This is a genomic window from Polynucleobacter sp. AP-Latsch-80-C2 (assembly GCF_018882185.1).
Lineage (GTDB): Bacteria > Pseudomonadota > Gammaproteobacteria > Burkholderiales > Burkholderiaceae > Polynucleobacter.
The window spans coordinates 113,166-136,122 of sequence record NZ_JACVOY010000006.1; the positions used below are offsets into that span (position 1 = coordinate 113,166).

General features: G+C 45.5%; 18 protein-coding genes. 11 read left to right on the forward strand and 7 right to left on the reverse strand.

Features of this window, described 5'->3' with window-relative positions; genetic code table 11:
- Window positions 1–7 precede the first annotated feature (7 nt).
- Window positions 8–871 (reverse strand): 4-hydroxybenzoate octaprenyltransferase, encoded by an 864-nt coding sequence (ubiA, locus tag ICN47_RS08240; protein WP_216219452.1) that lies wholly within the window; start codon window positions 869–871, stop codon window positions 8–10.
- A gap of 10 nt (window positions 872–881) precedes the next feature.
- Window positions 882–2,972: an ATP-dependent DNA helicase RecG gene (recG, locus tag ICN47_RS08245; RefSeq protein WP_370626296.1), complete on the reverse strand. Its 2,091-nt coding sequence runs from the start codon at window positions 2,970–2,972 to the stop codon at window positions 882–884.
- Window positions 2,973–2,981: 9 nt separating this feature from the next.
- On the opposite strand from recG, the gene queA reads away from it, so the two are divergent.
- The 5 genes from queA (at window position 2,982) to secF (ending at window position 8,504) form a co-directional block, all read left to right on the forward strand.
- A complete protein-coding gene (queA, locus tag ICN47_RS08250) occupies window positions 2,982–4,028 on the forward strand; it encodes a tRNA preQ1(34) S-adenosylmethionine ribosyltransferase-isomerase QueA (protein WP_216219454.1) in 1,047 nt (348 codons plus the stop codon).
- Complete coding sequence (gene tgt / locus ICN47_RS08255) at window positions 4,025–5,182, forward strand: tRNA guanosine(34) transglycosylase Tgt (protein WP_216219455.1); 1,158 nt, start codon at window positions 4,025–4,027, stop codon at window positions 5,180–5,182. Before queA ends, tgt begins: the two co-directional genes overlap by 4 nt.
- A 132-nt stretch (window positions 5,183–5,314) precedes the next feature.
- Entirely contained in the window at window positions 5,315–5,641 is a 327-nt protein-coding gene (yajC, locus tag ICN47_RS08260; protein WP_216219456.1) for a preprotein translocase subunit YajC, read from the forward strand.
- Between the two features lie 25 nt (window positions 5,642–5,666).
- Entirely contained in the window at window positions 5,667–7,526 is a 1,860-nt protein-coding gene (gene secD, locus ICN47_RS08265; protein ID WP_216219457.1) for a protein translocase subunit SecD, read from the forward strand.
- 3 nt (window positions 7,527–7,529) lie between these two features.
- Window positions 7,530–8,504, forward strand: a complete 975-nt coding sequence (gene secF, locus ICN47_RS08270) for a protein translocase subunit SecF (RefSeq protein ID WP_216219458.1) — start codon at window positions 7,530–7,532, stop codon at window positions 8,502–8,504.
- Here secF and ICN47_RS08275 read toward each other — a convergent pair.
- Together ICN47_RS08275 and purB are read right to left on the reverse strand one after the other, a co-directional pair.
- Window positions 8,501–9,862, reverse strand: a complete 1,362-nt coding sequence (locus ICN47_RS08275) for a 3-deoxy-D-manno-octulosonic acid transferase (RefSeq protein ID WP_216219459.1) — start codon at window positions 9,860–9,862, stop codon at window positions 8,501–8,503. The two genes, secF and ICN47_RS08275, sit on opposite strands and share 4 nt — an antisense overlap.
- Entirely contained in the window at window positions 9,859–11,238 is a 1,380-nt protein-coding gene (purB, locus tag ICN47_RS08280) for an adenylosuccinate lyase (protein WP_216219460.1), read from the reverse strand. Before purB ends, ICN47_RS08275 begins: the two co-directional genes overlap by 4 nt.
- An 86-nt stretch (window positions 11,239–11,324) precedes the next feature.
- On the opposite strand from purB, the gene ICN47_RS08285 reads away from it, so the two are divergent.
- Window positions 11,325–11,939 (forward strand): glutathione S-transferase N-terminal domain-containing protein, encoded by a 615-nt coding sequence (locus tag ICN47_RS08285; protein WP_216219520.1) that lies wholly within the window; start codon window positions 11,325–11,327, stop codon window positions 11,937–11,939.
- 10 nt (window positions 11,940–11,949) lie between these two features.
- Here ICN47_RS08285 and mnmA read toward each other — a convergent pair whose 3' ends face one another.
- Window positions 11,950–13,065 (reverse strand): tRNA 2-thiouridine(34) synthase MnmA, encoded by a 1,116-nt coding sequence (mnmA, locus tag ICN47_RS08290; RefSeq protein ID WP_216219461.1) that lies wholly within the window; start codon window positions 13,063–13,065, stop codon window positions 11,950–11,952.
- Between the two features lie 176 nt (window positions 13,066–13,241).
- Between mnmA and ICN47_RS08295 the strand changes: the two genes are divergently transcribed.
- From ICN47_RS08295 to ICN47_RS08305, 3 genes are read left to right on the forward strand one after another with little or no spacing between them, the layout of a single operon-like run.
- Entirely contained in the window at window positions 13,242–14,372 is a 1,131-nt protein-coding gene (locus tag ICN47_RS08295; protein WP_216219462.1) for a Re/Si-specific NAD(P)(+) transhydrogenase subunit alpha, read from the forward strand.
- Window positions 14,373–14,397: 25 nt separating this feature from the next.
- Window positions 14,398–14,736 carry a proton-translocating transhydrogenase family protein gene (locus ICN47_RS08300; RefSeq protein ID WP_011903634.1) on the forward strand — a complete coding sequence of 113 codons (339 nt, stop codon included), beginning with the start codon at window positions 14,398–14,400 and terminating at the stop codon, window positions 14,734–14,736.
- Window positions 14,737–14,779: 43 nt separating this feature from the next.
- Window positions 14,780–16,147: an NAD(P)(+) transhydrogenase (Re/Si-specific) subunit beta gene (locus ICN47_RS08305; protein WP_216219463.1), complete on the forward strand. Its 1,368-nt coding sequence runs from the start codon at window positions 14,780–14,782 to the stop codon at window positions 16,145–16,147.
- 48 nt (window positions 16,148–16,195) lie between these two features.
- Here the strand turns inward: ICN47_RS08305 and ICN47_RS08310 are convergent, their stop codons facing one another.
- Window positions 16,196–18,178: a tetratricopeptide repeat protein gene (locus ICN47_RS08310; RefSeq protein WP_216219464.1), complete on the reverse strand. Its 1,983-nt coding sequence runs from the start codon at window positions 18,176–18,178 to the stop codon at window positions 16,196–16,198.
- A gap of 186 nt (window positions 18,179–18,364) precedes the next feature.
- Here ICN47_RS08310 and ICN47_RS08315 point away from each other — a divergent pair, with 186 nt between their 5' ends.
- Both ICN47_RS08315 and ICN47_RS08320 read left to right on the forward strand, forming a co-directional pair.
- Complete coding sequence (locus tag ICN47_RS08315; RefSeq protein ID WP_216219465.1) at window positions 18,365–19,465, forward strand: acyltransferase; 1,101 nt, start codon at window positions 18,365–18,367, stop codon at window positions 19,463–19,465.
- A gap of 8 nt (window positions 19,466–19,473) precedes the next feature.
- A complete protein-coding gene (locus ICN47_RS08320; protein WP_216219466.1) occupies window positions 19,474–20,982 on the forward strand; it encodes a hypothetical protein in 1,509 nt (502 codons plus the stop codon).
- 31 nt (window positions 20,983–21,013) lie between these two features.
- Here the strand turns inward: ICN47_RS08320 and ICN47_RS08325 are convergent, their stop codons facing one another.
- A complete protein-coding gene (locus ICN47_RS08325) occupies window positions 21,014–22,888 on the reverse strand; it encodes a tetratricopeptide repeat protein (protein WP_216219467.1) in 1,875 nt (624 codons plus the stop codon).
- Window positions 22,889–22,957: the final 69 nt, after the last annotated feature.

Genomic DNA, 22,957 nt, shown 5'->3' on the forward strand with positions numbered 1-22,957 from the left:
GCTCCCACTAATTCAGACTCAATCCCAGCACAATTCCTAAGAATAAAAATCCGCCCAACCAATTGTTGTGACGAAAGGCTTGAAAGCACTCTTCTCGTTTGCGAGTAGAAACCAGCTTCAAGTGATAGATGGCACAAGCTAATGCCGCAAACCAGCCGATCAAGAAGTAATTACTCAAACACGCTAAATTAGCCACCCACAGCTGACTGAGAAACAAGATGGCGTAGCTCAGGCCAATCCCAAGGACATCGTAGCGACCAAAGGTGATGGCTGAAGTTCGCAAACCCAGTCGAATGTCGTCATCTCTATCAACCATCGCATAAGCGGTATCGTATGCAATGGCCCAAAAAATATTGCCGATGAATAAAATCCAAGCCTCCAAAGGAATGAAATCCAAGACAGCAGCGTAAGCCATCGGAATACCAAAACCAAATGCAATTCCCAGAACAGCCTGAGGCATTGCAAAAAATCGTTTTGTAAAAGGGTAAATAAAGGCAACGAGCAAAGCTAGAACAGACAACTGTTTAGTAAAGGCATTAAGCGGTTGTATCAACCAGAATGCGAGCAAAGCCAAGACCAGCGCCACACCCACTGCCTCTTTACCGGAGATCTTGCCACTGGTTACCGGACGTCCTTGCGTTCGCATCACATGCCGATCAAAGTCTCGATCAGCATAGTCGTTAATGGCGCAACCAGCGCTGCGCATTAAAAAGGTGCCGACAACAAAGATCAGCAATATAGAAATATCGGGTACACCACTACTCGCAAGCCACAATGCCCATAGCGTAGGCCACAAGAGTAAGAGCGTTCCAATCGGTTTATCCAACCTAATCAGGTACGCATAAGAAGTGAGACGGTCAATCAAAGCCATAGCGCAATTATCACGCCTTTAGAAACTCAGCACGCGATCCCAGCCAGCGCTCTAAGTGGCGCTCTACGATGTCGGCATGATCGGCTAAGAGACGATCTGCGGCTTGTTGCGCCAACTCAATCAGCCATGCATCACGTTGTAAATCCACAAAACGCAACATCGCATCGCCCGACTGCTTAGCCCCCAACAACTCACCAGGACCCCTAAGCGATAGATCTCGCTCGGCAATCACAAAACCATCTGAGACTTCGCGCAAGGTTTGTAGGCGTTCTTTAGCCGCCATCGAAAGTGGCTCTGCATACATCAAGATACAAACCGAATCAGCCGATCCCCTGCCGACTCGTCCACGCAATTGATGTATTTGGGCATAGCCAAAGCGCTCCGCATGCTCAATGACCATTAATGCCGCATTAGGTACATCTACTCCAACCTCAATGACGGTAGTAGCTACCAATAATTGAATCTCATTTGCCTTAAATGCTGCCATCACCGCTGCTTTTTCTTCTGCTTTTAGTCGCCCATGCACCAGTCCCACTTTAAAACTTGGCAAGGCTTGGGTTAACTGCTCAAAACTTTCAACCGCTGTTTGCAACTGAAGTGCTTCTGACTCTTCAATTAAGGGGCATACCCAATAAGCCTGCAGGCCTTTTTCTAGCCAACTTTGCAAGCCACTAATGACTTCATCACGACGGCTGGCTTTCACCACCTTGGTAGTGATGGGTTTGCGTCCTGGAGGAAGTTCATCAATCACAGAGACGTCTAAATCTGCGTAGTAAGTCATTGCGAGTGTGCGCGGTATTGGCGTAGCCGACATCATTAACTGATGGCAGTAGAACAATTCAGAGCCAAGACGTTGTTGAATTTCCAAACGCTGGCGAACTCCAAAGCGATGCTGCTCATCTATTACCGCCAAACCTAATTTAGAAAAGTGCACGCTCTCCTGAATCAAGGCATGAGTCCCAATAATGAGCTGAGCTTCACCGTTTTCAATCATTTCTTGAGCGAGTCTTTTTTCTTTTGCTTTCAAGCTACCGGATAACCAAGCAATCTTCACACCCAAGGGCTCAAACCATTCTTTCATCTTGAGAAAATGTTGCTCAGCCAAGATCTCCGTTGGCGCCATCACAGCAGCCTGATATCCATGATCCATCACTCGTGCAGCCGCCAGGGCAGCCACAACCGTCTTACCGCTACCGACATCCCCTTGCAATAATCTGTTCATCGGGAATGATTTCGATAGGTCATTTCCAATCTCAGTCCAGACGCGATCTTGTGCGGCAGTTAAGGTGAACGGCAATACCTTGAGGAGTCCAGCTTCAATACTGGTTTGATCTTTTCCCAATTTGGCAAAACTAGGAGCATGACGTTCTCTGCGAATCGCGTGAGCTCGCTTTAAAGAAATTTGTTGAGCGAGTAACTCTTCAAACTGCACACGACGCCACGCTGGATGTGTCCGCTCTAGCAATGCTTGGGTATTGGCATCGGCTGGAGGTTGATGCAAATAAGTAATAGCCGCTTGTAGGCTTGGCCAGTCATTACTTGGAAGCAACTGAGTCATTAATTGCTTTGGCAAGAACTCTGCCAAACTCTCCCGCAAACTTGGATCACGCAATGCTTGTGTGACAGCTTTGCGAATAATAGTTTGGGAAATACCAGCACTAGCGGGATATACCGGAGTAAGGCTCATCGGCAGGGGTGCGTCTGGAGCAAGCGCCCGCACAGTAGGATGAACCATCTCGGAACCCTGAAATCCATCCCGTATTTCGCCACGTACTCGCACATGGGTGCCAACCGCCATTTGTTTTTGCTGGCTAGGATAAAAGTTCAGAAATCGTAGTTGGAGGGTTTGGGAGTCATCTTCAATCGTGACCACCATCTGTCTTCTGGGTCTAAAGAGCACTTGATTGCGGATCACTACGCCCTGAGTTTGAACAGAATTGAACCTGCCATGGCTAATGGCCTCCTCAATCGTCAGCAACTCTGTTTCATCTTCATAACGAGATGGAAGATGCAAAGCAAGGGCCATGGGACTGTCTAAACCCATTTTTTGGAGTGAAGTTGGCGCTTGTTTACTAGTCATCGTTAAAATCTCATACCTGATGGTAATGCTATGCAACTCTCTGACTTCAATTACGAACTTCCCAACGATCTAATCGCCCAGCATCCCTTGGCGAATAGAACCGATAGTCGTCTCCTGGAACTCAGGCCCGATGTGGATCAACACGTCCAATTGGTAGATCGTCAGTTTAGAGAAATCCTTGACCTTGTGAAGCCTGGGGATTTATTGGTATTTAACGACACCAAAGTCATTCCTGCACGATTACATGGCAAAAAGGAAACAGGGGGATTGGTTGAGCTCTTGATTGAGCGCATTAGCGGCGAACAACAGGCCTGGGTTCAGATCCGTGCATCCAAGGTGCCCAAGACCGGATCTATTGTGCATATTCACAATCAAGCGGGCGAAACCTTTGATGTTGAAATGATTGGGTATGACGGACGCTTCTATGAAGTGCGCTTCCCAGAAAATGTGTTTGCACTGCTGGAGCGCTTTGGCGAACTTCCATTGCCCCCCTACATTGAGCACCAACCTGACGGAGAAGATGCGCAGCGCTACCAAACCGTTGTTGCTAAAAACCCAGGCGCTGTTGCTGCACCAACTGCAGGCTTACACTTTGATGAATCTATTCTGCAGCAACTGCGCGATGTAGGCGTCAATCATGCGACAGTGACCTTGCATGTTGGTGCGGGGACCTTTACCCCGGTTCGCGAAGAAGATCTCACAAAACACAAAATGCATTACGAATGGTTCTCTATTCCAGAGTCCACCCTAAAGATGATTGAGGAAACGAAGCGCAATGGTGGTCGCATCATCGCAGTAGGCACCACCAGCCTGAGAGCCCTAGAGAGCCAAGCCATCAGCGGCCAAAGCAGTGGTGAAACCAATCTCTTTATTACGCCTGGCTTCCAATTTAAAACGGTTGATTGCTTACTGACCAACTTTCATCTGCCAAAATCTACCTTATTAATGCTGGTCAGTGCTTTTGCGGGCGTAGATAATATCCGCGCTGCTTATCAACATGCCATTCAACAACAATATCGTTTCTTTAGTTATGGAGATGCGATGTTTTTACGCCGACTCGAGACTACAAAGTTATGACCAAACCTGTTCACTTCAATATCTTGGCACGCGACTCACAAAGTCCAGCGCGCCTTGGTCAACTCGATCTACCTCATGGGAGCGTACAAACTCCGATCTTCATGCCAGTAGGTACCTATGGCACCGTGAAGGCGATGACGCCACGAGATCTCGAAGAAGCTAAAGCGCAAATTATTTTGGGAAATACTTTTCATCTATGGCTTAGACCAGGGCTAGATGTTATTAAAAAACATGGTGGCCTACATCGCTTTATGGGTTGGGATAAACCAATCCTGACTGACTCCGGTGGCTTTCAGGTATTTAGCTTAGGTGCATTGCGTAAGATTTCTGAAGAGGGTGTTACCTTTGCATCCCCTATCAATGGCGACAAATTATTTATGTCCCCCGAAGTATCGATGGAGATTCAGGCGGTTTTAAATAGCGACATCGCTATGCAATTTGATGAGTGCACGCCTTATGAAGTTAAGGGCCAAGCCACTTCTGAGAAAACGGCACGCGCCTCACTAGAAATGTCCCTTCGCTGGGGTGATCGTTCATTAAAGCGCTTTCGGGAACTGGAAACTGGCAATGGACTCTTTGGCATCGTCCAAGGCGGCATGTTTGAAAACCTGCGGGAATTTTCTTTAGATGCAGTAAGTCAGCAAGGATTCGATGGCATCGCCATTGGCGGACTTTCCGTCGGGGAACCCAAACCTGAATTTGAGCGCATTCTGAATTTCACAGCACCCAAACTCCCAGAGCACATGCCGCATTACCTTATGGGAGTAGGAACGCCAGAAGACTTAATTCTGGGAGTCAGCCTTGGCATCGATATGTTCGATTGCGTTATGCCAACTCGAAATGCCCGGAATGGTTGGTTATTTACCCGTTTTGGTGACCTCAAGCTGCGCAATTCAGGCTATAAGGACGATGATCGCCCTGTAGACCCTACCTGCGGCTGCTATACCTGCCAAAACTTCACTAGATCCTACTTAAATCACCTCCAAAAGGCCAATGAGATCCTGGGTTCCCAGCTGAATACGATTCACAATCTCTCTTACTATCTGCAATTAATGACCGAAGTCCGAGAGGCCTTGAGCAAGGACCGATTTAGTGCCTATCGCGAGGAATTCCACAGCAATCGCCAGCGTGGCGTAGAGCCCGGGCAGGATTAATAGCCCTACAAGGGCGTAGCCCCCTCCAAATCACCTCCAAAGCCCCACACAGTTTAGAATTGCGGGTTTACGGCTTTGCTTAAAAGCCTAAAACTAAAGCAGTTTCCAAATAGTCTTTAACGGAGGTTTTGTATGTGGATTAGTAACGCTTTTGCCCAGGCACCAGCTGCGGGCGCAGATTCAAGTGGTTTGATGAGCTTTCTTCCCCTGGTTTTGATGTTTGCAGTTTTGTACTTCATCATGATTCGCCCACAAATGAAGCGTCAAAAAGAAACTAAAGCAATGCTCGGAGCATTAGCAGTTGGCGATGAAGTAGTTACTGTTGGCGGCATCATGGGCAAAGTCACTGCATTAAAAGATGATGTAGTCACTGTTGAAATTGCTGCCGGCACTGCAGTGCAGATGCAAAAAGGTGCTATCACCACAGTTTTGCCAAAAGGCACATTGAAGTCCGCTTAATTAGTTAGTTAAAAAGTATCTCAATATGAATCGCTACCCTCTCTGGAAATACCTGGTTATCGCCGTTGCTTTACTGATCGGCGGACTGTATTCATTACCCAATTTCTATGGTGAGGCGCCTGCGGTTCAAGTCTCGTCCGCCAAACCAACCATCAAGGTTGATTTGGCGACACAGTCTCGTGTTGAAAAAATTCTGTCAGAAGCTGACATCGCCAACACCGGTATCTTTTTTGAAGCAACCGGTAATGTTGGCTCTATTAAAATTCGTTTTAACAATACCGATATTCAACTGCGTGCTCGTGATCTCTTGCAGCAGAAATTAAATATCGATCAAAACGACCCCAACTTTACTGTTGCACTCAACCTACTCTCTAATACCCCGGGCTGGCTAAATGCACTCAATGCCCTCCCAATGCCCTTAGGTCTTGACCTGCGTGGCGGTGTTTACTTCTTGCTGCAGGTAGACATGAAGGGTGCAGTCCAAAAGAAAGTGACTTCATTAGCAAGCGATATTCGCACTCAATTGCGCGATAAGAATGTGCGCCACCAAGGCATTGAGCGCGGTACCGATTCCATCACTATTAATTTTGGTAGCACAACCGAAGCTGATGCAGCACGCTCAGTGCTGATGACTAGCCAGCCAGAATTAATTTGGCAAGTAAAGCCTACTGGCCTCTCACCAAAATTACTTGGTGAATTTAAGCCAGCCGCATTAAAAGAAATTCAAGATAACGCTGTTAAGCAAAACATCATCACTTTAAACAAGCGCGTTAATGAGTTAGCCGTTAAAGAACCTGTGATTCAGCAACAAGGTGCAGAGCGCATCGTTGTGCAATTACCTGGCGTACAAGATACTGCGCGCGCCAAAGACATCATTGGACGCACTGCAACCCTCGAGTCACGTCTAGCGGATCCGATTGTTTCTACGATTGGCATTGGCGAAACACCGCCTCCTGGCATGGATGTGTTCCGCTTTGGCGAAACCCGTCAAGGTGTTTTCAAGAAATCCGTGATTTTCAGTGGTGATCGCATTACAGATGCAAGTGCTGGCTTTGATCAAAACCAAAGACCTGCAGTCAACATCTCCTTGGACGCTGCTGGCGGCCGAGTGATGCAAGAAGTAACTCGTGAAAACATTGGTAAGCCGATGGGCATGATTCTCTTTGAAAAAGGCAAGGGTGAAGTACTCACGATTGCCACGATTCAAGGAGAATTTGGCTCTAAATTCCAAATTACTGGTCAACCAACTACTGCAAGCGCGAATGACTTAGCACTCTTGCTTCGCGCAGGCTCACTAGCTGCTCCAATGGAGATTATTGAAGAGCGCACTATTGGACCAAGCTTGGGTGCCGAAAACATTGAGAAGGGCTTCAAATCCCTATTAATCGGCTTTACTGCTATCGCGATTTTCATGATGGTCTACTACCTGCTCTTTGGCTTTTTCTCAGTGATTGCTCTAGCAGTCAACTTGCTCTTATTGATCTCTGTTCTATCCATGTTGCAGGCAACCCTTACCCTACCTGGTATTGCGGCGATGGCCTTGGCACTTGGTATGGCGATTGACTCCAACGTATTGATTAACGAACGTATTCGTGAAGAGTTGCGCAATGGTGCTAGCCCACAGACTGCAATTGCAGTAGGCTTTGATAAAGCCTGGGCAACTATTTTGGACTCTAACGTCACCACCTTGATTGCTGGTCTGGCATTGCTTGCTTTCGGATCAGGCCCGATCAAAGGATTTGCGGTAGTTCACTGTCTTGGTATTTTGACCTCGATGTTCTCAGCAGTCTTCTTCTCACGTGGCCTTGTCAACCTTTGGTACGGCAGACATAAAAAGATTCAGAAACTCGCTATTGGCCAAGTTTGGCGCCCACAGGAGAAATAAGTCATGGAATTTTTTCGCATCAAAAAAGATATTCCATTTATGCGCCATGCATTGGTGCTTAATGCGATTTCTCTCATCACCTTCTTAGCAGCAGTCTTTTTCCTCTGGCATAACGGTTTACATCTTTCTATCGAATTTACCGGCGGTACCGTAATGGAGGTGAGCTATCCCCAAACAGCTCCGCTCGATTCCATCCGCACTAAAGTAGAAAAGTTAGGCTATGCAGATACGCAGATTCAAAACTTTGGTAGCTCACGCGATGTGATGATTCGTCTGCCATTACAAAAAGATGCTGAAGGTAAACTGATTTCTTCTGCCGATCAAAGCACTGCGGTAATGCAAGCGCTTGACCCAAGCGCTACTGGCGTTAAGCTTCAGCGCGTTGAGTTCGTAGGTCCGCAAGTTGGTCAAGAATTGGCTATTGACGGTCTGAAAGCGCTGATCTTTGTGATCATTGGCATCGTGGTGTATCTCTCATTCCGCTTTGAGTGGAAATTCGCTTTAGCCGGCATCATCGCGAACTTACATGACATTGTGATCATCTTGGGCTTCTTTGCCTTTTTCCAGTGGGAGTTTTCACTCTCAGTGCTCGCTGCAGTGTTGGCAGTCTTAGGCTACTCCGTAAACGAGTCTGTGGTGATCTTTGACCGTATTCGCGAAAACTTCCGCAAGTACCGCAAGATGAACACGCGCGAAATTATTGATAACGCAATTACCAGCACCATCAGCCGTACCGTTATTACTCACGGTAGTACTGAAATGATGGTTCTAGCGATGTTGATATTTGGTGGCCCAACCCTGTTCTACTTTGCGTTGGCACTGACCATTGGTATTTTGTTTGGTATTTACTCTTCAGTATTCGTTGCCGCAGCCTTGGCAATGTGGCTGGGTGTCACCCGCGAAGATTTAGTCAAGGGCGACAAAAAACCAGATGACAACTCCCGCAACGACGACCCTAACTTTGGTGCTAGAGTCTAAGCAAGCGTAAAGTTTTGATGATCAAGGGCGGCAATAATTCTATTTGTCGCACCTTGATGTTCCACTGAATAAGTCTTTGCAGCACTCGCCATCTGCGCTAACTCAGCCGGATTCAGTAATAAAGACTTCAAGGCCTCCATCAATGCGATGGGTTCACCAAGTAGCAAATCCCCTTTGATTCGTTTCGCAGCACCTGCATCTAGGGCATCAATAGATGCTTGTTGAAAGTTGTAAGTATGCTCACCCAGCAAGACTGGGCATCCAGCAGCGCAGGCCTCAATCAAATTCTGACCACCAAAGCGCAAGAGACTTCCACCCATCACCACTAAGTCTGCGGCACTGTAATACATTGGCATCTCACCCATGGAGTCGCCTAAAACTACATCTAGGTCGGCATTGTCTTTAGGAATGTCCTGCCACTCAGTGCGTCTGCGAAATTTCAATCCAGTCGCATGAATCTGATCAGCCACTTCAGTGAAGCGCTCAGGATGACGCGGCACGATACACAACAAGGGTGGCATATCAAAAGCATGATTGAGCAATAAATCTTTCCAGGCTTTCAAGATGATGGCTTCCTCACCATCACGGGTACTGGCAGCACACACCATTAAACGATGACTTGCGTGTAAATTTTCTTGCCATGCTTTACCTTGCTTCACTAAAGCAGGATCAAGTGGCACATCAAACTTCAAATTACCCACTACCTCAATATCTTTAACGCCAAGACTGCGGTAGCGCTGCGCATCAAATTCTGTCTGAGCCAAGATACCGGCAAACGCCTGAAACAAAGCGCGCCCTGCCTTACCAAATTGATTTACACGACGTGCACTTCGCTCGGAGAGGCGCGCATTCACTAAGAACAAAGGCAAACCTTTGTCAGCACAACGAAACACCACGGTAGGCCAAGCTTCGGTTTCCATGAAGAGTCCAAGCTTGGGTGCGAAGGTATTCAAAAAATGTTCAACAGACCAACACAGGTCATAAGGCAGATATACCTGACGAATCTTGCCTGCTACGATCTCTTTACCAAACAACTGCTTGCCAGTACGGCGACCATTGAGCGTCATGTGCGTCAGCAAAATGGATTCGCCTTTGGCAAGATAAGCATCAATCAGGGGTTGCGCTGCGCGGGTCTCACCTACTGATACCGCATGAATCCACACGACACCCTTGGTAACGGGCTTGCTATAGCCAAAGCCAAGGCGCTCAGGAATGTGGTGTAAGTAAGAAAAAGCATGGCGTGACCGCCAGGCAAGGCGGATGAAAGCTAATGGCAATAAGAGATGCCAAAGCAATTGATACGCTGCAAACCAAACACGGGGACGTGCCCCGTATTCTGAAGCGGGAGTCAGACTCACTTTTTCAGACGTTCGGTCAACTCGACCGCCTTACCTAAATAAGAAGACGGTGTCATTTCTAAGAGACGGGCTTTTGCATCATCGGGGATTTTCAATCCACGAATGAAGTTCTGCAAATCAGCCTGATTGATGCCTTTACCGCGAGTGAGTTCTTTTAGCTGCTCATACGGATTCTCAATGCCATAACGACGCATCACTGTCTGGACGGGTTCTGCCAACACCTCCCAGCACGCGCCTAAGTCAGCAGCAATAGCAGCATGATTCACTTCTAGTTTGCCCAAACCACGTAATGCGCTGTCATACGCTAAAACGCTGTGACCAAACGCAGGGCCTAAATTGCGTAACACTGTGGAATCAGTAAGGTCGCGCTGCCAACGGGAGATAGGTAATTTTTCTGCGAGGTGGCGCAACAAGGCATTTGCCACACCCAAATTACCTTCAGAGTTTTCAAAGTCAATTGGGTTTACTTTATGCGGCATGGTTGAAGAACCAATCTCACCTGCCTTAGTACGTTGCTTAAAGTAACCAACAGAAATGTAAGCCCAGAAATCACGGTCCATATCCAAGAGGATAGTGTTAGCACGAGCAATCGCATCAAACAATTGCGCCATACCATCATGCGGCTCAATCTGAATGGTGTACGGGTTGAACGTTAAACCGAGACGTTTCTCAACAACGCCTTTAGAAAAATTTTCCCAATCAAAATCTGGGTACGCAGAAATGTGCGCGTTGTAATTACCCACTGCGCCATTCATCTTGCCAAGGAGTGGTGCGGCAGCGATAGAGGCAATCGCACGCTCCAAACGCTTAGCAATATTGGCGATTTCTTTACCCAAGGTGCTTGGGGAGGCAGGTTGACCATGAGTACGCGATAACAATGGCACCTTAGCATTCTCAAGCGCTAAATCAGTGAGCACAGACAAAATCTTGTTTAACTGCGGCAAGAGCACTTCATCACGTGCGCCACGCAACATCAAACCATGCGAGGTGTTATTAATATCTTCAGAGGTACAGGCGAAATGAATGAACTCGCTAGCCTTTAGTAAGTCGGGACGTCCTGAAACTTTTTCTTTTAAGAAATATTCAACAGCCTTCACGTCATGATTGGTGACTGCTTCAATATCTTTAATTCGCTGAGCATCCGCATCCGAGAAATTCTCGGTAAGAGAAAGCAAGAAGACTTCGTCGGCAGCGCTGATTTTTGGAACATCAGCTAGGCCGGCAGATGCCAAAGCCAACAGCCAATGAATCTCGACAAATACCCGTTGGCGCATAAAGGCAGCCTCGGATAACCAAGGGCGAAGCGCATCTAATTTTCCGGCGTAGCGGCCGTCTAAGGGGGAAAGGGCATTAAGGGTTGAAAGCGGCTGACTCACGGATATTGCCTTTGCACTGAATATGTCAATAAAACCTGATTTTAATGCGTTCTGCCAGCCTTCCTCAGGATGGCTATACTGTGCCCATGAAACTCATCGGATCCCTTACCAGCCCCTACGTACGCAAAGTACGCATTGTTTTCTCGGAAAAAAAGCTTGATGTTGACCATGTACTGGAAAACGTTTGGTCTCCCGACACCATCATTGGCCAAACCAACCCTTTAGGCAAGGTTCCTTGCCTGGTTTTGGATGATGGCGGGGTCATTTATGACTCGCGCGTGATCGCTGAGTACGCTGATGGACTGAGCCCCGTATCTAAGCTTATTCCAGCAGATACCCGTGATCGTGCCTCTGTAAAGACTTGGGAAGCCCTATCTGACGGAATTATGGATGCGGGCATTTTGGCGCGCTTAGAGCTCACCTTGCGCCCGGCAGAACAGCAAAGCCAAGTGTGGGTAGATCGTCAAATGGGCAAAATTGACACTGCATTACGTCAGATGTCTGAGCATCTTGGTGAAAATGCTTGGTGTCATGGCAATCAAATGACTTTGGCAGACATTGCTGTTGGTTGTGCGATTGGATATTTATTGTTGCGCTTTCCAGAAGTGAAATGGCAAACGCAATACCCCAATCTTGATCGCCTCTATCAAAAATTAATGCAGAGAGCTTCGTTTGTTGAAACTGCCCCACCTGCGGCGTAAGTTTTAATTTTTAGGCGGAAATAATTCCGCCACCCAGACAAATATCACCGTCGTATAAAACGGCTGATTGCCCTGGTGTGACTGCCCACTGTGCATCCGGAAAACTTAATGCAAAACTGAGTGGTCCTTCTTTGCCACCACTGATTGCGCAAGCAGAATCGCTTTGACGGTAACGCGTCTTCGCCGAATAATTTCCTGAAGCCGGTGCACTTCCTGCAACCCAACTTGCATCAATTGCTTCAAGCCTGTTAGCCAATAACCATGGGTGTTCATGGCCTTGCGCCACATAGAGAGTGTTGTTTGCGACATCCTTGCGCGCCACATACCAAGCATCGCCATTACCGTCCTGGCTACCGCCTAGTCCAATGCCTTTGCGCTGTCCCAAGGTAAAGAAAGCCAAACCCATATGTTCACCAACTACTTTACCTTCTGGCGTCTTAATAGGACCAGGCGTAGTTGGTAGATAACGGTTTAAGAATTCTCTAAAAGGACGTTCGCCAATAAAGCAAATTCCGGTGGAATCTTTTTTGCGTGCATTCGGTAAAGCAATTTTTTCTGCAATCTCGCGCACCTCGGTTTTTGGAATTTCTCCAAGCGGAAATAAAACATTTGCTAATTGACTTTGCGTCAAGCGATGTAAAAAGTAACTTTGATCTTTGCTAGCATCCACCGCTTTTAATAATTGCACTTTGCCAGCTACATGACGCACTCTGGCATAGTGACCGGTAGCAATCGCATCAGCACCCAAACTCATCGCGTGATCTAAGAATGCTTTGAACTTGATTTCGGCATTACAAAGGACATCGGGATTGGGGGTTCGCCCTGCGGCATATTCACGCAAAAAGTCGGCAAAGACTCTTTCACGGTATTCAGCGGCAAAGTTCACTACCTCGACATCGATGCCAATCAAATCAGCTACTGAGACAACATCCAGCCAATCTTGACGGGCTGAGCAATATTCATCGTTGTCGTCATCCTCCCAATTTTTCATAAAGAGGCCCACCACTTCGTAGCCCTGCTCTTTAAGCATCCAGGCGGCAACCGATGAATCCACCCCTCCAGACATGCCAATGACGACTTTCTTGGGATTTGTGGGCGGTATTGAGGAAGAATTGAGCGGGATCATCAAAAAATGCGAAAATTCAATATAAGCTGACAGACCCCATTGTAGAAGTCTTAGTCCGATTCCACAGGAATTTGGCCTAAAACAGGGCTGATGGTCTAGGGGGTAAGTAAATCGGCGCAATTTTGCCTATTTAACTAAAATAGATTTTTTATAAATTTTGCTTTTGGAGACATGCCATGCGCATAGGAGTGCCACTGGAAACAAGGCCCGGGGAAACTCGAGTAGCCGCTACACCAGAAACCGTTAAAAAACTGATTAGCCAAGGTAACACCGTCGTCATTCAAAAGGATGCTGGCGTTAAGGCTAGTCAACCTGACTCCGCATACGAAGCTGTTGGTGCCACTATTGGTAGCGCTGCAGATGCATTTAGCGCCGAGCTAGTTCTTAAAGTACGAGCTCCTGAAGCGGCAGAGTTAAAACAAATCAAAGCGGGTAGCGTGCTCATGGGCATGCTCGATCCATTTGATAACGACAATATTGCTGCGATGGCTGCTCAAGGTGTGACTGCATTCTCATTAGAGGCCGCACCTCGTACCACTCGCGCACAAAGCATGGACGTACTTTCATCACAAGCAAACATTGCTGGTTACAAAGCAGTCATGGTTGCGGCGAATGAGTATCAACGCTTTATGCCAATGTTGATGACGGCTGCAGGTACTGTTAAGGCAGCCCGTGTATTAATTCTGGGTGCTGGTGTTGCCGGCCTCCAAGCAATTGCTACCGCTAAACGTCTTGGCGCTGTAATTGAAGCATCGGATGTACGCCCTGCCGCTAAAGAACAAATTGAATCTTTGGGTGCAAAGTTTGTTGATGTGCCTTATGAAACCGATGAAGAGCGTGAGATTGCTCAAGGTGTTGGCGGCTATGCCCGTCCAATGCCGGAAGCCTGGATGAAGCGTCAAGCAGCTTTAGTTGCTGAGCGTGCTCAACAAGCTGACATCGTGATTACGACTGCATTGATTCCAGGCCGTAAGCCTCCAGTTCTCTTGCACAGCGATACGGTTGCCAATATGAAACCGGGCTCCGTAGTGATCGACTTGGCCGCCGGCAAAGGTGATAACGGATCAGGCAACTGCCCGCTCACTCAAGCCGATAAAGTGGTTGATGCAAATGGTGTCAAGATTGTGGGATACACCAACCTAGCCAGCATGGTTGCAGCAGATTCTTCAGCACTGTACTCACGTAACTTGCTCGACTTCCTCAAGTTGATTGTGGATAAAGATGCAAAGTTAGTGATCCCAACCGATGATGACATCGTTACTGCTTGCTTAATGTGTCGTGATGGTCAAGCCATCCGTAAAAACTAATAGTAGAAAATTCTAAGGAAATATTATGGATCTCGCTGCCTTTCAAAGCATCCTCACAGTCCAAAACATCACTGTATTCGTATTGGCCATTTTTGTTGGCTACCACGTGGTGTGGAACGTAACCCCAGCACTGCATACTCCTTTGATGGCCGTAACAAACGCTATCTCTGGAATCATCATTGTTGGCGCCTTGCTGCAAACTGAAGTGATCGGTGGTGACGAGATTACCCTCACCAGCATCATTGGTGCAGTAGCAGTATTCCTCGCATCTATCAATATTTTTGGTGGCTTTATGGTCACCCGTCGCATGCTAGAGATGTTCAAGAAAAAAGCTCCTAAGGCTGATGCAGCCGGAACTAAATAACACTAGAACAAGACCTGTATAGAGACTAATAGAGACCAAAATAATGTCAAACATCACCGCTATTTCTTACCTCATTTCATCAGTGCTATTTATTTTGGCACTGCGCGGACTGTCATCGCCTACTACTTCACGCCAAGGCAATACCTTCGGCATGATTGGTATGCTCTTGGCCGTTATTACCACCTTCTTCATTCCTGACTTTAAGCCAGTACTTTCTTTGATTGGTTTTGCAATTGTTGGTGGCGCCATCATCGGTACGATTGCTGCTAAACGCGTCCAGATGACCAAGATGCCTGAGCTTGTTGCCTTGATGCACTCCTTTGTAGGTTTGTCTGCTGTCTTGATCGCTATTGCAGCGGTATTTAATCCAGCGCATGACCATACTGGCGCGCAGAAGATAGAACTCTTTATTGGCGCATTCATTGGCGCCATTACCTTTACTGCATCTGTCATTGCTTTCGGCAAGTTATCCGGCAAGGTCAGTGGCAAGCCAGTAAGCTTCACTGGCCAACACTTGCTGAACTTGGTTTTGGCAATCTCCATGGTAGGTGCTGGTATTGCTTATTACATGGGTGATAGCCACGCAGCCTTCTTGGCAATGTGCGCGATTGCGTTGGTATTGGGTGTCACTTTGATCATCCCGATCGGTGGTGCAGATATGCCAGTGGTTGTCTCAATGCTGAACAGCTACTCTGGTTGGGCGGCAGCCGGTATTGGTTTCACATTAAACAACCCAGTGTTGATTATTGCTGGTGCATGCGTAGGCTCATCAGGCGCGATTCTGTCTTACATTATGTGTAAGGCGATGAACCGCTCCATCCTCGCTGTATTGCTAGGCGGCTTTGGTGCCGAAGCATCTGCTGGTGGTGGCGATGATGGTGGTCCAAAGAACTACAAAACTGGCTCACCTGAAGATGCTGCATTCCTCATGGAAAATGCTGACACTGTCATCATCGTTCCTGGTTATGGTTTAGCAGTAGCGCGTGCACAGCATGCCCTCAAAGAGTTGACTGAAAAGCTCACACACCATGGCGTGACAGTGAAATACGCAATTCACCCAGTTGCTGGTCGTATGCCTGGTCACATGAACGTACTCTTGGCTGAAGCTGAAGTTCCGTACGATCAAGTATTTGAAATGGAAGACATTAACAGTGATTTTGGTCAAGCCGACGTTGTATTAGTACTTGGCGCGAATGACGTGGTGAACCCAGCTGCACGCACTCCTGGCAGCCCAATCTTTGGTATGCCAATCTTGGAAGCCTTCAAAGCTAAAACGATCATCGTGAACAAGCGCTCAATGGCTGCTGGTTATGCTGGTCTGGATAACGAACTGTTCTACATGGACAAAACGATGATGGTCTTCGGTGATGCGAAGAAAGTCGTTGAAGAAATGGTGAAGTCAGTTTCTTAAACTGTAAAGCTTTTATATAAATCCCACCCGGATCTGGGTGGGATTTTTTTATTCCGCAAATAGATGTTCTGGCAGCTGATCTGCCTGATACCGTTCATACATCTGAACATAAGCCCGCTCAAGGTCTTTTGTAAATTGGGGGGTATCAAACAATGGGGTTGTTAGCCTATTGTTTGCAAGCTTTTGTTTGAGAGCAGCAAGCTTTTCTGGGTTAGAAGCTAACGCTATCGCCAAAGATTCATATTCCTCTTGGCTATTCGCAATCAACTCAGGCAAACCAATGGCGTTTAACAAGCTGGCTGCGACGCGACTAGCAAAAGAGTTACCCATCAAGGTGAGTACAGGCAATCCAGCCCATAAGGCATCACTAGTCGTGGTGTGAGCGTTGTAAGGAAATGTATCTAGAAATAAATCTGCCTGACGATGACGAGCCAAATGCTCTGGTAGTGGCATACGCTCAGCAAACACCAGCCTACTTGGATCAACGCCATGATTTGCAGCTTCTTGTTTGAGACTCTCGACTGCCCAAGCATTATCTTGAAATAACCACAAGACGCTACCTTCAACGGACTTTAGTATTCGCATCCACCCAGCAAAAGTTGCGGGAAGTATTTTGAAATTATTATTGAAGCAGCAAAATACAAATCCATTTTCAGGCAGCCCAAGCTCTTGTCTTGTACATTGTTTATCTGAAATGATGCGCTTTCTATCATTTACCTGATAACTATTGGGTAAATAGGCAATCTTTTCTGAGTAGGCCTGCTGTGCTTCTTGAGGGATCAAGATTTTATCGGCAACAATGTAATCCATGTACTCAGCACCCATGGTGCCTGGATAGCCAAGATAGCTCACCTGAATAGGAGCGGCTCTATGGGCAAAAATACTGGTTCTGGAGTCTTGAGTGAAACCCTTTAAATCAACAGCAATGTCGATACCGAGCTCTCTACTTAACTGAGCAATTTCCATATCCGACTGATGGCCAACCTCAATAAACTGATCAAATGATTTTTCCAGTCGTTGGCGCATCTCATCGTTTGTTATTGGGCCAAACGAAAAGCCAATGAATTCAAATTGACTTTTATCATGCAGCTCAAAAAGTTCGGCTATCAAATGCCCAGTTGCATGATTATGAAAATCTGCCGAAAAGTAAGCAACGCGGATTTTTTGACTTCCTGGACGCTTTTGAATAGGCCCTAAAACAGATTTAGCTGGATATTTTGATTGAACATAAATCTCAGAAGACTTTCTATGCAATAAAGCGTTGTCTGTCAAAGACAGTAGTGGCAAGGGAGTGATCACCTCCCCATTTGCTAAAACTTGATGGGTAATAGCTTCCAAGTGACCCTCGAAGTCAGGCCAACTACATACCCTCATCTTTGTATGCAGTAAATCCCCATATATCCAAGGAATGTCGCTCTTTAAGCTCAGCGCTCTATCGTGGGATGCAAATGCCTCGTCATAACGCTTGAGTTCATTTAAAACATTACCCTTATTAGACCAAGCTTCTGCATAGTTGGGATTGAGATTAATTGCCTTATCGTGACAGGCAATTGCTTCTTCATAACGCTTGAGTTCAGCCAAGACGTTGCCCTTATTAGACCAAGCCTCAGCATAGTGAGGATTGAGACTGATCGCTTTATCGTGACAGGCAATCGCCTCCTCATAACGCTTAAGCTCATGCAGGGCATTACCTTTATTAGACCAAGCTTCTTCATACTTTGCATCTAATCTAATGGACTTGTCATAAGCTTCAAGAGCGTTGCCGTACTCTTTTATTTGAAGGTAAACATTACCGAGATTACTTAAAGCGACTGAATTCTTTGGAAGTGCTTTAAGGGAATCATTGAGGTGTTTCAGGGCCTCTGCATATTGCTTACGTTGGGCACAAATAACCCCAAGAAGCCTCAAAACATGCGGGTTACTAGCCTGCATGCTTTTTGCTTGTTTTAAATATAACTCCGCCAACTCTAAATTCGAGACTCTCAGTGCTTCAAGTGATTTATTTAAAAGAAAGCCTATTTGTGGATTCATTGTTGAATATTAAACCAAGAGAATTGATATAAAAATACCGGATCTTTTGAGTAACTCTCAATAGCCTGCCCTGATATGGCCTGAGCATACAAGAGATGTGGTGGATCAACTCGGCCTAGAGCTTGGTCATGGTGACGCCCTGATCATAGCCGCCGTACAATATCCCTAAAATATAAGAGACAAATTGTGAATACTGCCCTCCCTGAGAAAAAACTGCTTGGCCTTGAGGTATTGAGGTTTATTTCAGCTATGGCAATTTTAGTTTTTCACTACCAACAATTTGCCTATGTTGGTCTTATCTTGGATTATCAAGCAGCTCAACAACCCTTTTATTCACTTTTTAAGTGGTTTTATGTTTATGGTGGATTAGGTGTTCAGTTTTTTTGGTGCATTAGTGGTTTTATTTTCTTCTGGAAATACCAAGATGCTATCCATCAAAAAGTCATTAGTGGGAGTAAATTTTTTGTCCTAAGACTTTCCAGACTTTACCCATTACATTTTGCAACCTTGATCATCATTGCGGCCCTACAAATCATTTACTTCGGAGAACACGGGAGTTATTTTGTAGAACACAACAATGACATAAAACATTTTATTTTGCAGCTTTTCCTAGCAAGCAATTGGGGTGGTCAGGGATTTAGCTTCAATGCTCCTATTTGGTCTATATCAGTTGAGGTCTTGGTATACCTATTTTTCTTTCTAGTTTTGAGATATTTAGGAAAAGCCGTTTGGTTAACACTATTGGTATTGTTGATTGGTGGGCTTATTAAATACCAGAATCTGACTGAATCATTTATCGTGGATTGCATCATCTACTTCTATCTAGGTGGTTTAACCGCTCAGATATTCAAGGCTACAGATCACACAAAATACCAAAAATGGATTCTGGCATTAAGTCTTGCGCTGGTAATTAGCCCTCTTGTATTTTTAAATGAAGATTCTTTTAAGCAAATCAAACATTTTTTCTTAATCATCTTTGCCCCAGCCCTAATTTATATCAGCGCAATCGAGTTTAAGGTTTCTCAGAAAATTGGGAATTGGATCGAGTCCCTGGGAAATATGACTTATTCGAGCTACCTCATCCATCTGCCACTTCAGCTGTTGATGGTTTTGTTGCTTGGAGCTTTTGGGATAGCCATCCCTTTTTATTCTCCGTATTTCTTTATTGTGTATATGGCCCTAGTCTTATACCTGTCACGAGTTACTTACTTAAGATATGAAAAGCCGATGCAAGATTTCATTCGCTTACGAGCCAATGGTCTTAAAAAGGCGAAATCTCCTATCTAAGGTCCCATATGTCTGCATTCATCCTCAACCAATTTAAGTCGCTTACTAGACTGCAGCAATTTTTCCTAGTTTTTGTTATCTACTTTATTGGCTTTTGGATTTTTCAGTGTATCTACCTCATCCAATACCCCATTCCAACGGAGTACAGAGACTGGGGCAGTATTGATCTCAGTAATGCACTTTATGGCCAGTCTTCACCATACTCATTCTCTGCTGGACCGCCCTTTTTTTATATTTATGGTTTGGTCGTTCCGCTACTGACTGGAGGCTTAAGCAGCATACTGCATATTGATCTATTTTTACTGACGAAAGTATTCATATGTGCATGTATCTTGCTAACTGCATTCGTCATTGCCTATGAAATTTTTGATCTAAGTGGTCAACTATTTCCAGCGATTCTAGGATTTGCTGCGATCCTTTGGACTGGATCTGCAACAAATGCAGTCTTCATATTGAATCCTGCCTCCTGCGGCTTATTGATTGTTTTACTTGTATTAGCCAAAATCAGAAAATCCCAAAGCTTTTCTTCAATCCTAGTAGCTGCATTAGGAACTGTTCTGGCCTTTTATACAAAGCAATATTTTGTCTATATTGTTGCGCCTATTTTTCTTTTTCTCTTTACGAGCTCAGGAATTAAAAAGGCCCTAACTTATGGCTTGCTCTTCTTGGGACTGCTTGCGCTATCTAGCCTCCTCATAAGCCGCTTCTTTCCAGCCTATTTCTACGCAACCATTTTGGCCCAATTCTATGCTGTTGGCGGAGGCTGGGGCCATGCTCGCACTCAACTGATTCTCTTCTTTAATCAATATTGGCCTCTCATCATTCTTCTCTTTATCTACCTTTGGGGGAGAGTAAAAAAGCAGACTACTTATAACTCTGGAGAAAACTTATATCTTTTGGTCTTATTAATTGCGGCGCTATGCCTCATTCCATTGGGACGCAATACTGGATCTTTTTTAAGCTACTACTATCAATTAGCCTTACCTGCCCTGATCGTGATTGGATTGATTTCCCTATCTAGATTAAGATCAAAAGCTGCTAGTGCTTTTTTTATCACTGGAATCCTGGTCTTTAGTATTTTTCATGGAGAGCTACTGAGCTTTCGCACAATCTATAGTGAACAGGCTTTGCAGAAATGGGTGTTTGCAAAGCAAATCATTGCAGATATCCAGGGGCCAAAATTAATCTCTACACCCATCTTGGCGCCCGTCATGAGCGATGCTATTTTGTTAGATAACGGACATACTGAATGTTATGTAGGCTTAGATACCCCATCAGCATTACTGGATAGCCTATTCCCAAGAAGGCATGGCTATTTCAGCGCCTTTAAAACATATTTTGATGGCATCGATAGTCAGATAGCTAATAAAAAATTTAAATTAATTGCCACCACTAAAGATTTTCATCCGATGATCCCGCAATCTATCCTAGAAGCCAATTACTTCAAATTGAAAACAATTGATCTACAAACAGGTGGGCAGACTTGGATAACTGAGTTTTGGGTGCCTAAAGATTAGTTCTTTTAAGTCTTGATACCGAAATTTTTAATTATTCAATATTTTCTGGCGGTTGATCCGCCTGATACCGTTCAAACATCTGAACATAAGCCTGCTCAAGGTCTTTTGTAAATTGGGGGGTATCAAACAATCGGGTTGTTAGCCTATTGTTTACGAGCTTTTGTTTGAGAGCAGCAAGCTTTTCAGGATTATTCCCCAACGCTATCGCCAATGATTCATATTCTTCTTGAGTATGGGTAATCAACTCAGGCAAACCAATCGCGTTTAACAAGCTGGCTGCGACGCGACTAGCAAAAGAGTTACCCATCAATGTGAGTACAGGCAATCCAGCCCACAAAGCATCACTAGCAGTAGTGTGCGCATTACAAGGAAAAGCATCGATAAATAAATCGGCTAGTCGATGGCGAGCTAAATGTTCAGCGAGCAGCATATTTTTGGCAAATACCAATCTACTGGGATTGACGCCTTGCTTTTCTGCTTCTTGTCGTAAGTGATGGACTGCTGCTGCATTATCTTCATATAGCCACAGCACACTTCCCTCTACTGCTTTGAGAATTCTCATCCAACCCTCAAAAATAGCTGGCAATATTTTGTAGTTGTTATTAAAAGAGCAGAAGACAAAGCCTTGTTCTGGCAATCCAAGCTCTGCTCTCGTAAAGTCCCTATCCGAGATGGTTCTTTTACGATCATTGACTTGATAGCTATTGGGAAGATAAGCAATCTTTTCCGAATAGGCTTGTTGAAGCTCTTTTGGAATCAGAGTTTTATCGGCGATCAGATAATCCATATAGTTCGCACTCATCGTACCTGGATACCCCAAATAACTTACCTGAATCGGCGCTGCACGACAAGCAAAGATTCCAGCTCTGCAGTTCTGCGTAAAGCCTTTTAAGTCCACGGCGATATCGATTTTTAGATTACGGCTCAGCTGCGCAATCTCGAGGTCAGACATTGCACTGGCATCAATGAATTGATCAAACGATTTTTCAAGGCGCGTTCGCATCTCGTCACCTTGACTTAGTCCAAATGAAATACCAATAAACTCAAACTGATTTTTATCATGTAGCTCAATCAGCTCCGCCAATAAATAACCTGTCGCATGATTATGAAAATCCGCTGAAAAATACCCAATGCGAATCTTCTCTCCTTTGGGATGTTTTGGAATTAATCCTAAAGCAGGATTAGCGGGAAATTGATCATGCGCATAAATTGCCGAGGCTTGGCGATGGATCATAGGATCATCGCTCATCGCTAGCAAGGGAAAGGGGTTGCTCACCTTCTCGCCTGCAGCTACTTTTGCAAGCAGAACTTGAATATTGCCCTCGAGGTTTTCCCATGCAGAAACCTTGAGCTTCAAATACATCCAAACCCCTGCAGCCCAATCAACATTAGGATTGAGCGATAGCGCCTGCTCATAACAGCCTATGGCCTCTTCATAGCGCTTGAGCTCATCCAATGCATTGCCCTTATTACACAGCGCTTCTGCATAGTTAGGATCTATGGCAAGTGCTTTTTCATAGAGTGCAATTGCCTCTTCGAATCGTTTTAATTCAAAAAAGGCAACCCCAGCATTGGACCAACTCTCAGCATTCTGAGGATCTAAACGAGTTGCTTCTTCATATGCGCCCAACGCCTGATCAAATTGCCTTAACTTCGTATAGACATTTCCAAGATTGCTATGGGCTACTGCGTATTCAGGAGCCACCTTGATCGTTGCCAAGAAAAAAGCTTTGGCATTTTCATATTGAGCGCTTTGGGCTGCCACTACCCCAAAAAACCTTAATGCATCAGGGTTATTTGGCTCTAGGCTCAAGACCTGCTTTAAATAGAGTTCCGCCGTCTCTAGATTAGAGTTTCTGAGCGCTTCAAGTGCTTGATTTAGGAGGGAGCCTATTTCAGGATTCATGGTTCAATGTTACTTTAACCATAATAAAAATAAGCAAAATTCAAAATTTGCCCCGTCAGACAAATACTC